The sequence below is a fragment of the Chryseobacterium sp. PCH239 genome, from assembly GCF_018924625.1.
Classification (GTDB): domain Bacteria; phylum Bacteroidota; class Bacteroidia; order Flavobacteriales; family Weeksellaceae; genus Chryseobacterium; species Chryseobacterium cucumeris.
On record NZ_CP073027.1, the window covers coordinates 69,478 to 81,515 of the forward strand.

12 protein-coding genes are annotated in these 12,038 nt (G+C 35.4%); 9 read left to right on the forward strand and 3 right to left on the reverse strand.

Annotation, left to right across the window (positions count from 1 at the left end):
• The first annotated feature begins 80 nt into the window (after positions 1–80).
• From KBP46_RS00350 to KBP46_RS00375, 6 genes are all read left to right on the forward strand, one after another.
• Positions 81–1,112 (forward strand): YhcG family protein, encoded by a 1,032-nt coding sequence (locus KBP46_RS00350; RefSeq protein WP_062671838.1) that lies wholly within the window; start codon positions 81–83, stop codon positions 1,110–1,112.
• A gap of 26 nt (positions 1,113–1,138) precedes the next feature.
• The gene (locus KBP46_RS00355; protein ID WP_216444353.1) at positions 1,139–4,834 is read left to right on the forward strand and encodes a phosphoribosylformylglycinamidine synthase; all 3,696 of its coding nucleotides are present in this window, start codon (positions 1,139–1,141) and stop codon (positions 4,832–4,834) included.
• Entirely contained in the window at positions 4,815–5,228 is a 414-nt protein-coding gene (locus KBP46_RS00360; RefSeq protein WP_062671903.1) for a hypothetical protein, read from the forward strand. The genes KBP46_RS00355 and KBP46_RS00360 overlap by 20 nt, the downstream gene beginning before the upstream one ends.
• 432 nt (positions 5,229–5,660) lie before the next feature.
• The gene (locus KBP46_RS00365) at positions 5,661–6,290 is read left to right on the forward strand and encodes a GDSL-type esterase/lipase family protein (protein ID WP_216444354.1); all 630 of its coding nucleotides are present in this window, start codon (positions 5,661–5,663) and stop codon (positions 6,288–6,290) included.
• Positions 6,290–6,622, forward strand: a complete 333-nt coding sequence (locus KBP46_RS00370; protein ID WP_123277756.1) for a gamma-glutamylcyclotransferase family protein — start codon at positions 6,290–6,292, stop codon at positions 6,620–6,622. Before KBP46_RS00365 ends, KBP46_RS00370 begins: the two co-directional genes overlap by 1 nt.
• 266 nt (positions 6,623–6,888) lie before the next feature.
• Complete coding sequence (locus KBP46_RS00375) at positions 6,889–7,347, forward strand: GyrI-like domain-containing protein (RefSeq protein ID WP_062671841.1); 459 nt, start codon at positions 6,889–6,891, stop codon at positions 7,345–7,347.
• Between the two features lie 133 nt (positions 7,348–7,480).
• Here the strand turns inward: KBP46_RS00375 and KBP46_RS00380 are convergent, their stop codons facing one another.
• Positions 7,481–7,837, reverse strand: a complete 357-nt coding sequence (locus KBP46_RS00380; protein WP_216444355.1) for a diacylglycerol kinase family protein — start codon at positions 7,835–7,837, stop codon at positions 7,481–7,483.
• 183 nt (positions 7,838–8,020) lie between these two features.
• On the opposite strand from KBP46_RS00380, the gene dnaN reads away from it, so the two are divergent.
• Entirely contained in the window at positions 8,021–9,151 is a 1,131-nt protein-coding gene (gene dnaN, locus KBP46_RS00385) for a DNA polymerase III subunit beta (RefSeq protein WP_034699704.1), read from the forward strand.
• Positions 9,152–9,220: 69 nt separating this feature from the next.
• Here the strand turns inward: dnaN and KBP46_RS00390 are convergent, their stop codons facing one another.
• Both KBP46_RS00390 and KBP46_RS00395 read right to left on the reverse strand, forming a co-directional pair.
• Positions 9,221–10,054 (reverse strand): GLPGLI family protein, encoded by an 834-nt coding sequence (locus tag KBP46_RS00390; RefSeq protein WP_123277755.1) that lies wholly within the window; start codon positions 10,052–10,054, stop codon positions 9,221–9,223.
• Positions 10,055–10,102: 48 nt separating this feature from the next.
• A complete protein-coding gene (locus KBP46_RS00395) occupies positions 10,103–10,273 on the reverse strand; it encodes a hypothetical protein (protein WP_184935498.1) in 171 nt (56 codons plus the stop codon).
• 236 nt (positions 10,274–10,509) lie between these two features.
• Between KBP46_RS00395 and KBP46_RS00400 the strand changes: the two genes are divergently transcribed.
• Positions 10,510–11,340 carry a helix-turn-helix domain-containing protein gene (locus tag KBP46_RS00400; protein WP_216444356.1) on the forward strand — a complete coding sequence of 277 codons (831 nt, stop codon included), beginning with the start codon at positions 10,510–10,512 and terminating at the stop codon, positions 11,338–11,340.
• Between the two features lie 63 nt (positions 11,341–11,403).
• Positions 11,404–12,021 carry a DUF417 family protein gene (locus KBP46_RS00405; RefSeq protein WP_216444357.1) on the forward strand — a complete coding sequence of 206 codons (618 nt, stop codon included), beginning with the start codon at positions 11,404–11,406 and terminating at the stop codon, positions 12,019–12,021.
• The last annotated feature ends 17 nt before the right edge of the window (positions 12,022–12,038 follow it).

Below are 12,038 nucleotides of genomic sequence, written 5' to 3' on the forward strand. Positions count from 1 at the left end.
TAAAGAGAGAAACTTTAACTCAGAAAAAGTAAAAAGAAAAATAAATCTAATATTAAAAATCTGACATCTAATTTTTAATAATGTTACAGAATCAAAATCATCAACAATTAATGGCCGATCTTAAGGAGCTGGTAGACAAGACAAGAAGTCAGGTCGCTGCTCAGGTAAACTCGGCAATGGTGGTTTTGTACTGGGAAATAGGAAAAAGAATAAATGAAGATGTTTTAGATAATAAGAGGGCAGAGTATGGTAAAGAAGTTATTGTACAAATCTCTCAACAACTTACGTTAGAATTTGGAAATTCATTTTCTGAAAAAAATATCCGAAAAATGATGCAGTTTGCGTCTGTTTTTAGTGATTTTAATATTGTCGCATCAGCGATGCGACAATTATCATGGACCCATTTTTTACTTCTCATTCCTATTTCACAAGATACTAAAAGAAACTTTTATCTTGAAGTTTGTAAAATTGAAAATTGGAGTGTCAGAGTCTTAAGAGAGAAAATCAATTCTCTGCTTTTTGAACGAACAGCAATAAGCAAAAAGCCTGAGGAAATAATAGATAAAGAACTGAAAAAATGGTCTGAAAATAATATTTTAAACCCTGATTTGGTTTTTAAAGATCCCTATTTTCTTGATTTTTTGGAATTGAAAGATACATTTTCTGAAAAAGATTTAGAAGAAGCCATTATCGTGGAACTTCAAAAATTCATTTCTGAGTTGGGAAGTGATTTTGCATTTCTTTCAAGACAAAAAAGAATCACAATAGATAATAGAGACTACTACCTAGATTTGCTTTTCTATCATAGGAAACTAAAATCTTTAGTCGTTATCGAACTAAAATTAGGTGAATTTGAAGCCAGCCATAAAGGGCAGATGGAGCTTTATCTCTCATACCTTAATAAATATGAAAAAGTAGAAGGTGAAAACCCTCCCATTGGTTTAATCCTTTGTTCCGGGAAAAATTCCGAACATATAGAACTCATGAATCTGGAAGGGGATAATATAAAAGTAGCAGAATATTTACTTATCTTACCTTCAGAAAAAGTTTTGCTTGAAAAATTGCATCGTTCAATAGAGATAGCAAGAAATAAATTTGAAAATAAAAAATAAATCTAATATTAAAAATCTGACATCTAATGTCTAATAACAAAAGAATTTTCGTAGAAAAAAGAGGAATTTTCGATGTTGAAAGTCCAAAAATTTTTGATGAAGTAAAAGCGGTTGTCCCGGCAGTTCAAAGTGTGAAAGTATACAATGTATATGATATTTTCAACCTGAACGACGGAGAATTTGAAAAAGTGGTAAACAACACTTTCGTAGACCCTGTTACTGATATTTTACATACAGAAAACCCTGCAAAGGCTATTCATTTCGGGATGGAATTTTTGCCGGGACAGTATGATCAGAGAGCAGATTCTGCACAGCAGTGTATCGCTTTGCTGACTGAAAATGAAAAATCAAAAGTAAGAAGTGGTAAGCTGATCGAATTTGAAGGAGTTTCTGAAGCGGATTTGGTTAAAATCAAAGACCTTTTGATCAACAAAGTGGAATCTCAGGAAAAGGACTTATCTATTCTGGATATTCCTGCAGAGGAAACCCCATCAAAAGTAATCATCCACGAAAACTTCATTAATTTCAATGATGTAGAACTTGAGAACTTCTATAACAGCCACGGTTTTGCATTAGGATTGGATGACCTGAAATTCATTCAGGAATACTTCAAAACTGAAGAAAGAAATCCTACGGAAACAGAATTAAAAGTATTAGACACCTATTGGAGCGACCACTGTCGTCACACGACATTCGAAACAGAATTGTCAGATATTCAGTTTGAAGGTCAGTTCAAACACACATTGGAAACTATTTTCAATGATTATATCGAGAAAAGAAAATTCTTAGGCCGTGAGCTGAAGCCAATTTCCTTAATGGACCTGGCAACAGTATGCGGTAAATATTTCCATAAAACAGGGAATCTTGATAACCTTGTTATTTCTGATGAGATTAATGCATGTACCATTCAGATCGAAGCAGAATATGACGGTAAAAAAGAACCTTGGTATTTATTATTCAAAAACGAAACGCACAATCACCCTACGGAAATTGAACCTTTCGGTGGAGCATCTACTTGTTTAGGAGGGGCAATCAGAGATCCATTATCCGGAAGATCTTTCGTTTTCCAGGCGATGAGATTAACGGGAGCTGCAGACGTTTTGGAATCTGTTGACAAAACTTTACCAGGGAAACTCCCTCAGAAAACCATTACCAAACAGGCTGCCAACGGATATTCATCTTATGGTAACCAGATCGGTCTTGCCACTACTATGGTTTCTGAAATCTATGACGAAGGCTATAAAGCTAAAAGAATGGAAGTTGGTTTCGTTACCGGAGCTGTTCCTGTAGATTGGGTAAGACGTGAGAAGCCTGAAAACGGTGATTCAATCATTATCTTAGGAGGAGCAACAGGTCGTGACGGAGTAGGAGGAGCAAGCGGAAGTTCGAAAGAGCAGGACGAGACTTCTATCCACACGATGAGTTCTGAAGTTCAGAAAGGAAATGCTGTAGAAGAGCGTAAAATTCAGAGATTATTCAGAAATCCTGAGGTAACAAAGCTGATCAAAAAATCAAACGACTTCGGAGCAGGAGGTGTCTCTGTAGCAATTGGTGAAATTGCAGACTCTTTAGAAGTAAACCTTGATGTATTACCATTAAAATATGAAGGATTAAACGGAACCGAGCTGGCTATTTCCGAATCTCAGGAAAGAATGGCAGTGGTAGTTGATCCTCAGGATAAAGAAAAATTCATTAAATTCTGTGAAGCTGAAAACATTGTTGCGGTAGAAGTAGCAAAAGTGACAGATTCAGGAAGAATGCAGATGTTCTGGAAAGGAGACAAAATTGTAGACCTTTCAAGAGCTTTCTTAGATACCAACGGATGTTCAAAATCTCAGGAAGTGAAAATCACTCACCTTGAAGAAGTAAAAGAAGAAACAAAAGCTTTCACAGCAGAAAACTTCCTGAACATCTTAAAAGATAAAAATGTAGCTTCCCAGAAAGGACTGCTTGAAATGTTCGACTCTTCAATTGGAGCCACTACAGTAGCAATGCCTTTAGGTGGAAAATACCAGCAGACCCTGATGGAAGGAAGTGTGCAGACACTGCCGATCTTAGGAGCAAAAGATATAAAAACCGTTTCTCTGGCAAGCTGGGGATTCGATGCTGAAATCTCAAAACAAAACTCCCTGTTAGGATCATCTTACGCCGTAGTAGAGAGTGTAGCGAAGATTGTAGCGATGGGAGGCGATTATAAAAACATCCGACTAAGCTTCCAGGAATATTTTGAAAAATTGGGACAGAACCCTGAAAAATGGGGTAAACCTTTGGCTTCACTTTTAGGAGCTTACGATGCACAAATCAATTTAGGTCTTGCGGCGATCGGAGGAAAAGATTCCATGAGCGGAACGTATCAGGATCTGAATGTTCCGCCAACCCTGATTTCTTTTGCATGTGCTAACGGAGACAAAGAAAATATCATTTCTCCTGAATTGAAAAACGCAGGAAACAAACTGTATTTCTTCAATCATATTGCTCAGGAAAACGGACTTCCAAACTATAATGCTTTAAAAGAAGTTTTTGAATTCATTTTTGAAAACATCAAAGCAGGAAAAATTGTTTCTGTGAAAACAGTAAAAGAAGGAGGTTTGGCAGTAGCTTTAGCAAAAATGAGCTTCGGTAACAGATTAGGAGCTGAAATCAATGCTGATGAAGCTGTTTTATTAGCTAAAAATATCGGTAGCTTAATCATTGAAGCTAAAGAAGAATTAAGCTCAGCAGCTCTTCAATTGATCGGAGAAGTAAAAGATTCAGGTGCTGTAAAAATCAATGGTATTGAATCAAACATAACAGATCTTGTAGCTGCTAATACCAATACTTTCGAGAACCTTTTCCCGACAGTAGAAAAAGAAAAGATTACGGTTGAAATTGATGAAAAATCAAACTCAATCCATCCAAGAAATATCATCATCAAAAAACACGGGATTGCGCAGCCTAAAGTTTTTGCTCCGGTATTCCCGGGAACTAACTGTGAGTACGACACGCTGAATGCATTCCAGAAAGAAGGTGCCGTAGTTAGCAGCTTGCCTTTAATCAATATCAATCACCAGTTATTGGATGAAAGCATTGATGCATGGGTAGAAGAGATCAGAACATCTCAGATTCTGGCATTCTCAGGAGGTTTCTCTGCGGGTGATGAACCGGATGGTTCTGCAAAATTCATCGTTAACGTTCTGAAAAACGAAAAAATGAAAAATGCAGTACACGAATTATTAGACAGAGACGGAATGATTATCGGGATCTGTAACGGATTCCAGGCATTGGTGAAATCAGGATTGTTACCTTACGGAAGAATCAAAGATCTGGATGAAAACTCTCCAACATTAGCTCATAATGCTATCAGAAGACACATCTCTCAGATGGTTACTGTAAAAGTAGTGAATGACGAAAGCCCTTGGTTAAAAGGAATGAAAGGACAAACTTTCACTATTCCGATTTCCCACGGAGAAGGACGTTTCATGGCTTCAGAAGAAGAGATTAAGAAATTGTATGAAAACGGGCAGATTGCAACTCAGTACATTGATCTTGATGGAAACATTGCCCACGGAATGCCATTCAACCCTAATAATTCATTATTCGGAATTGAAGGAATTACCAGCCCATGTGGAAAGATCTATGGAAGAATGGGCCATCCGGAGCGTTTTGCAGACGGTCTCATGAAGAATATACCAACCGCGAATTATCACAACATATTCAAAAACGGTGTTGAATACTTCAAATAATAATACAAGAAAAATGATCGTCATCCATGGCGGTCATTTTTCGTCTTTAGGAGGTTTCTACGAAGAAGCTTCCAACGTTCTCATGAAGGATACAGATTGGAAAGTAGGAACACTGGATGGCTTTGATGATATTCTCTACGGAGGTTTCGGAGTGATTGAAGGCAAAGAAAAAATTGAAATCATCTGGAAAGAAGCAGAAAAGTCAAAAGAAGACTTAGGCTTTAAGGCTACCCGTGAATTCTATGAAAACAAGATCAGACAGGGAAAACCTTTCAACACAGAACTCATTCAACAGAAATTAAATGAATTGACTGAAGGGAAAGGGCAGACGCTTTTTGAAATACTGGTGGAAATTATAGAATCACATACGAATATTACGCTGACATTAGAATGATGTAATGAGTAATAAGTAATTTTGTTATATCAGCTTCATCCAATCAACTTGTTGATTCATTCTTTGCTTCCTTGGATAAACATACTCACAATAAAACCTTTGCGTCAAAAATTTAACTATTAAGAATAAAGATTGTAAGAAAAGTTAAGATTCATCGCCGATGAATAGGAAATTCTGCTTCATAATAGCTTTAGCTGTTGCCTTAATAATTCTTTATTCCTTCAAAAATCTTAATGGTTCAAATAAGTTTATTCAACCAGGGTACAAATTGGTCTATAGCTAAGTGAAACGCCCTTGCGAACGAAAACATAAAAAGTTAAACCATGAGCGTCTTTTGCGTTAAAAATCACACAAAATTGAGGAGAATTATTTCCCTTAAACGATTTTTTCTTAATACTTTTACTTCAACAAAACAGGAAACAATAAAGTTCAATGAAGAAAATTATTTACGGGCTGTTCTTCGGTGACAGCATTACCTACGGAGAATATGACGGAGTTTTTGGCGGCTGGGTAGATATTCTGAAAAGATATGCCCTGCAGAAATTTCATGAAGGAAATGGAGATGAACTGATCCTATTCAATCTCGGAATAGGAGGAGAAACCACAGAAGGATTGCTCAAAAGAATTCCTCATGAATTGGCTGCAAGAAATTCTGCTGATGGAAATATCGTTTTTCTAAGCTATGGAGCCAATGATCTTGCGGTAAAAGATGGAGTACAGATTGTAGATCCTGAAAAATTTAAAACCAATATCAAAGAAGCTGTCGCACATGCCAGGCAGTTTTCCAATACCATTTATCTTGTAAGCATTCTTCCTTTCTCTCAAAAAATAGATGGAGTAGTAGTCAGCTCCGGGAAGAAAAGAATCAATGAAGATGTGGTTGTTTACAATCAAATTTTGAAAAATATCGCAGCAGAAGACTCATTGGGATATATAGATTTTTATTCTGCTTTCCTGGATGATAAAGAAATTCTGCTTTCTGCAGACGGTGTGCATCCTAATGAAAAAGGCTATGGAATGATGGCCGAAATCGCAATTCCAATCATTGAAAAGTATCTGTAATGCCTAATTTATTTTCTTATGGAACCCTGCAGAAAGAGCAGGTACAGCTTGAAACTTTTGGAAGAATTTTACAAGGTGAAAAAGATATCTTATCAGGCTATAAATTAAGTATGCTTGAAATTACAGATCCTGAAGTACTTCGGAAAAGCGGTCAGAAATACCATCCTGTACTTGAATTTTCAGGAAACAATGAGGATGAGATAGAAGGAGTACTTTTTGACGTGACAGATGAAGAAATCCTCCAGGCAGATGAATACGAAGTGGATGATTACAAAAGAATCAAAACCGTTTTTAAATCTGGAAAAGAAGGGTTTATCTATGTCGGGAAATAGTCATTGCAAGCAACGCGAAGCAATCTCACTATCTCCTATGAAATTCCAACGGTCTCTTTGTCATTCCGGGCAAAGCAAGAAATCTAAGCTTGAATGTTCTCTCGCAGATTTCGCTAATATGACCAATTTAATATTCAATAGAAGTGGGCTTTAGCCCACTTATCCTATAAAAATAAATTCACTGGCTTCAGCCCAAACTTAAAAAAACTGCTGACATACCCTTGTCACAACCTGTTTTTATCTTTGTGCTAACAAAAAATCAATAAATGAATAACGTAAAAATAGAACCTTTTAAGGTGATCGGGATCTCTGTAAGAACAACCAATGAAAATGGACAGGCAGGAAAAGATATTCCGGTATTATGGGAGAAAATGATCAGCGAGAATATTGTCAATTCAATTCCAAATAAAATAGACAATACCATTTATTCCATCTATACAGATTACGAAAAAGACCATACAAAACCTTATACAACGGTTCTCGGATGTAAAGTCGAAAACCTTGATAACATCCCGGAAGGAATGGTTGGCTATTCTTTTGATGGTGGAGAATATCTGAAATTTGTCCCAAAAGGAGACCTTTCAAAAGGGTTGGTTATCAACGAATGGTTAAAAATCTGGGAAATGGGTTTGAACAGAACATTTACCGCCGATTTTGAAGTGTATGGAGAAAAAGCACAAAATCCTTCAGATGCCGAAGTAGATATTTTCATCGCTGTAAAATAACAAAAAGTGAAAAAACTTGCCTTCACAACCTTTGAACTGAAGACGTGATATTCCCCTCCTTCGGAGGGGTGTCAAAAATTCAAAGAATTTTTGACGGGGTGGTTAAACAATATTTGTCAACAATTCCCCAATTTTAACTAAAAACATATTTCCCATACACCAAGACTCCGACAATCACCGCTGCAATAGCTGTCAGCAATACAGCTCCGGCAGCAATGTCCTTAATAAAGCCAATTCTTTTGTCGAAATCAGGTTGAATGATATCACAGATCTTTTCAATAGCGGTATTAAAAATTTCAGCACTTAAAACAGCGAATGAGGCAATAAGAACCATAGCGGTGTCTGTGCTGCTCAGGTTGAAATAAAAAATAAGGAAGAGATTGACAAAAAATGCGATGAGCTCAATCTGGAAATTCCTTTCCGTTTTTATCATCATCAAAACACCCCTGAAAGCATTGAGAAAACTTTTATGAATAGGAGGTTTTTCCATAATTCTGAACTTTTCAGACAAAGATAGCCTTTGTATTTTGATAAAAAATGATTCTTCGAAGAAATATATGCATAATGTCAAGGCTCAAAACAAATTAAGGATCTTTGTTAAAAACTCCTCCATATTATTCTTTTCTTTGTTGTATGTATTTATTATATTTGTAGAAACTTATTTTATAAATCTATGAAATTTATTATTTCAAGTGGTGAACTGCAGAAGGCTTTGCAAACTGTAAGTGGCGTAATATCAAGCTCTCAATCGAGACCGATTTTAGAAAACTATCTTTTTGAATTAGACGGAAATAATGTTACCATTACAGCATCTGACGGCGAGACAACTCTTGTTACTTCTCTGGAAGTAAAGTCTGATGATACAGGTAAATTTGCTGTTCCTGCTAAAATTTTTCAGGATTTTATCAAGACATATGGTGAACAGCCTCTGACATTTGTTGTCAAAGACAATGCCGAAGGTACCGGAAGCCAGCTTGAGATTTTAGATGAAAAAGATAATTTCGCAGTAGCATTAGACAATGCTGATGACTATCCTGAATTACCGGAATTCGACGCTTCCCAAAGTGTAACGATGCCGGCAGGAGTTTTGTCTGAAGCTTTGACAAACACACTATTTGCTACAAGTAACGACTCTCTTCGTCCGGTAATGACAGGAGTGCTTTTCCAGTTTGGAGAAAATGAAACCAATTTCGTTTCTACAGACTCCCACAGATTGGTGGTGTACAAAAGAGCAGACCTGATGAATGCCGAACCGATGGAGTTTATCATGCCTAAAAAGCCTCTTAACATTTTCAAAAATATCCTGGCAAGTTCTAATGAAGACGTTACCATCGACTTCAATGAGAATATGGCTAAATTTACTTTTGGTAAGCATATCTGGATCTGTAGACTGATTGATGGTAAATATCCAAACTATACAGCGGTAATTCCAAAAGAAAATCCAAATGTATTGACCATCAACAGAAACCTGTTGCTGGGAGCAATCAAAAGAGCGTCTATCATGTCTAACAAATCTACCAATCAGGTGAGATTCAAGCTTTCCGGAAATATTCTTCACCTTCATGCAGAAGATACTGAATATGCAAATAAAGCTGACATGCAGATTCCTTGCGACTACAACGGAGAAGATATCAATATCGGATTCAGTTCCAAATTCTTAACAGAAATGCTTACGATTTTAGGATCTGATGATATTACCATGAAAATGTCTCAGCCTAACAGACCAGGAATCATTGAACCTCTTGATGGTCTTGAAGAAAATGAAAATATCTTAATGTTATCAATGCCGGTAATCGGATTATAATATTACTATAATAAATAATAGAAAGCCGGAATTTTCCGGCTTTTGTTTATGAATTAGTGTTTGGTGATTTTATTTAAAATCAATTTTTTGATTTAGCTCTATAGGATTGTTTTTTTCTCTTAAACTTTTTTGGATTTCAAAAGTTGATTCTCTGAAATTTAACTTTTTCATACCTCCATTTCCATCATCAGTCATTGCTTTATATCCTGATGTTTTTATGTATGCATAAGGATCATTATAGAAATCCTGCATAAGCTTTTTGAATACTTCCCAATTGATTTCTTTTCCACCATTTTCTTCTGATGTATATAAATTTTTATGGTCAAATTTTTGAGTTTTAATTAATCGGAATAAATAATCTTCCTTATCATCATATATTTCTATAATCAAACCAGGCAAACCATGAAATATATATGGTCCTTCGGATATTTGAATTTCGTGAGAAAACCATGCTGTCCAATGTCTGTCTCCATATGTTGTTTCAGCTTTTTGACATTTTATATTTCCAATCATTCTGATATCGTCAGTTAATGTCCAATTCATGACATTAGTAATTGGAATATAAAATTTATCCCTACTTATCATTGATGTGAAATATCTGAAAAATTGATTTGATTTTAGGTTTTTTTTCAGATATATTTGCTCATTAATGTTAGGATAACCCATTCCATAGCCATTCCCATAATAGATCATAGAATCTGATTTTTTTCTTGTATCATCACGGAAAACTGATTCCTGATTTAAAATATCCAGATAATATATTTTGGATTTTGTTTTTTTATATAATGTTGAAGGTCTATAGACAAGTTCATACATAATTGTTAAACTTTGAGAAGGAACAATAATATATGCAAGGAAAAAAAGAAGTAATATGACCTTTTTAAAAGTATATTTCTTATACATTTTAAGTTTATTATAAATCCCCTCTTTTGAAAAAAGGGGATAAATTATCTACATACATCTAAAAGCTGCCCATTCTCCTACGGAATTATCTCTTCCAATGTAAAGTCCACATTCAAGTCCGTACTGAGCACAAATATCATTGTTGCCCGTACTGCACATGTCACCATAAGATGTTCCGCCTTTTAAATCTTTCAATTCGTTTCGTGATAATTTTTTCATAATGCATTTATTTTAAAATTTGTAATTTAAATTTATATATAATTTTTATTTTTAATTGTGGGAAACCGTATTTTCTAAAAAAAATCTATTTATAAGTAAATGAATCTCTATTGGTTATGTTTTTAATTTGTAATATTCTTTAAATTACTATTATTACTTTATTTGTCACTTTTAAAGTGCCTCTTTTTTAGTAGTTTTGTTCTAACTTAAAACGTTTATTTCGATCAATTTTCATCATGAAAATAAAGATACAGTCTTACCACACTTCAGATTTTCCTTCGGAATTCACTACTGAAAACTATAGCGTTTTTCTGTGGAAGGGTTTCGGTATTTTTTCAGTAGATGGCATCAACTATTCTTATAGTGGATACAATATCCTGTTTCTTTCCCCTTATCAGAAGATGAAATTGGTTTCTGAATCGGAGGAAAACATCCATGTGCTTTTCTTTCATGGAGATTATTACTGTATAGAATATCATAAAGAAGAAGTGGCCTGCAACGGGCTTCTTTTCAATAATATTTATCTGAATCCCGGGGTTGAGCTGTCAGAAGAAAACTTCAATTATATTCTTGAGCTTTTTAATCATATCAAAAAAGAAGAAAGTGAAAAGCATCCGTTTTCTGAATCCATTATCAAAACCTATATCCAGCTCATTCTGGCTATCGGAAGCAAACAGAAAAGCAGTATTGAAAACAGCATAATTTCTAATGAAAAGCTTCCCAATAAAAATGCTGCAGAATTTCAGAAACTGCTGGAAACATATTTTAAAACAGAAAAAGAACTGTCATTTTACAGCGATAAACTGAACATTACCAATAGTACATTAAGCAAAGCGGTAAAAAAAGAATTTGCCAAAACACCCACACAGCTTATCAATGAGAGAATCATTCTTGAATCTAAGAAACTGCTTCATTTAACCTATCGGTCTGTCAAGGAAATTGCTTCAGAGTTAGGATTTGGCGATGAATTTTATTTCAGCAGGTACTTTAAAAAATCCGTTGGCTGCTCACCTAAAAATTACAGAGAAAAAGTAGGAATTTCTGTGGTGGCAAAAATGTCCATGTAATGTCCCGAAATGTCTATGTTGGCGCTCTGTACATGTGAATACCTTTGGTGAAAAATAAATCACATGAAAAACAGCAGACTTTATCACCAATTATTACAATGGGATACGTACTTTTTCAATTTTCTTAGAATCTCAATTTTCATCGTTATGGCTTGGATTGGAGGCTTGAAAGCCTTTCATTATGAAGCTGATGGAATTGTTCCTTTCGTTGCCAACAGCCCTTTGATGAGTTTTTTCTACAAAAATGCAGACCATAAAGTTATTAAGGAAGATAAAAAACGGGTTGCAGAATACACTTTGTATAAAAATCCTGAAGGAAAAGTGGTTCAGAAAAATATTAACTGGCATCAGGAAAACGGAACATATGCCTTTTCCTACGGTTTAGGGACAATGATCGTTGTAATAGGAGTTATGGTATTACTGGGGATTTGGTTTCCTAAAATTGGAACAATTGGAGGTGCTTTAACATTTTTAATGTCATTGGTTACCCTGTCATTTCTGGTCACCACTCCTGAAGTATATGTACCGAATCTGGGGGGAGATTATGCAACTCCCCAGTATGGTTTTCCCTATCTGTCAGGAGCAGGACGTCTCGTATTGAAGGATATTATCATGATGGCCGGAGGGTTGGTATTATTTTCTGATAGCCTGAAGAAGCTGGTGAGACCATTGGACCAATAGTTTCATGAATCAGCAGC

Bases quoted from the DNA above. Each gene is read 5' to 3' on its own strand.
- KBP46_RS00400 (WP_216444356.1), top strand. From the start codon at position 10,510: ATGAAAATAAAGATACAGTCTTACCACACTTCAGATTTTCCTTCGGAA.
- dnaN (WP_034699704.1), top strand. From the start codon at position 8,021: ATGAAATTTATTATTTCAAGTGGTGAACTGCAGAAGGCTTTGCAAACT.
- KBP46_RS00370 (WP_123277756.1), top strand. From the start codon at position 6,290: ATGCCTAATTTATTTTCTTATGGAACCCTGCAGAAAGAGCAGGTACAG.
- KBP46_RS00365 (WP_216444354.1), top strand. From the start codon at position 5,661: ATGAAGAAAATTATTTACGGGCTGTTCTTCGGTGACAGCATTACCTAC.
- KBP46_RS00375 (WP_062671841.1), top strand. From the start codon at position 6,889: ATGAATAACGTAAAAATAGAACCTTTTAAGGTGATCGGGATCTCTGTA.
- KBP46_RS00380 (WP_216444355.1), bottom strand. From the start codon at position 7,837: ATGGAAAAACCTCCTATTCATAAAAGTTTTCTCAATGCTTTCAGGGGT.
- KBP46_RS00390 (WP_123277755.1), bottom strand. From the start codon at position 10,054: ATGTATAAGAAATATACTTTTAAAAAGGTCATATTACTTCTTTTTTTC.
- KBP46_RS00395 (WP_184935498.1), bottom strand. From the start codon at position 10,273: ATGAAAAAATTATCACGAAACGAATTGAAAGATTTAAAAGGCGGAACA.
- KBP46_RS00355 (WP_216444353.1), top strand. From the start codon at position 1,139: ATGTCTAATAACAAAAGAATTTTCGTAGAAAAAAGAGGAATTTTCGAT.
- KBP46_RS00350 (WP_062671838.1), top strand. From the start codon at position 81: ATGTTACAGAATCAAAATCATCAACAATTAATGGCCGATCTTAAGGAG.
- KBP46_RS00405 (WP_216444357.1), top strand. From the start codon at position 11,404: ATGAAAAACAGCAGACTTTATCACCAATTATTACAATGGGATACGTAC.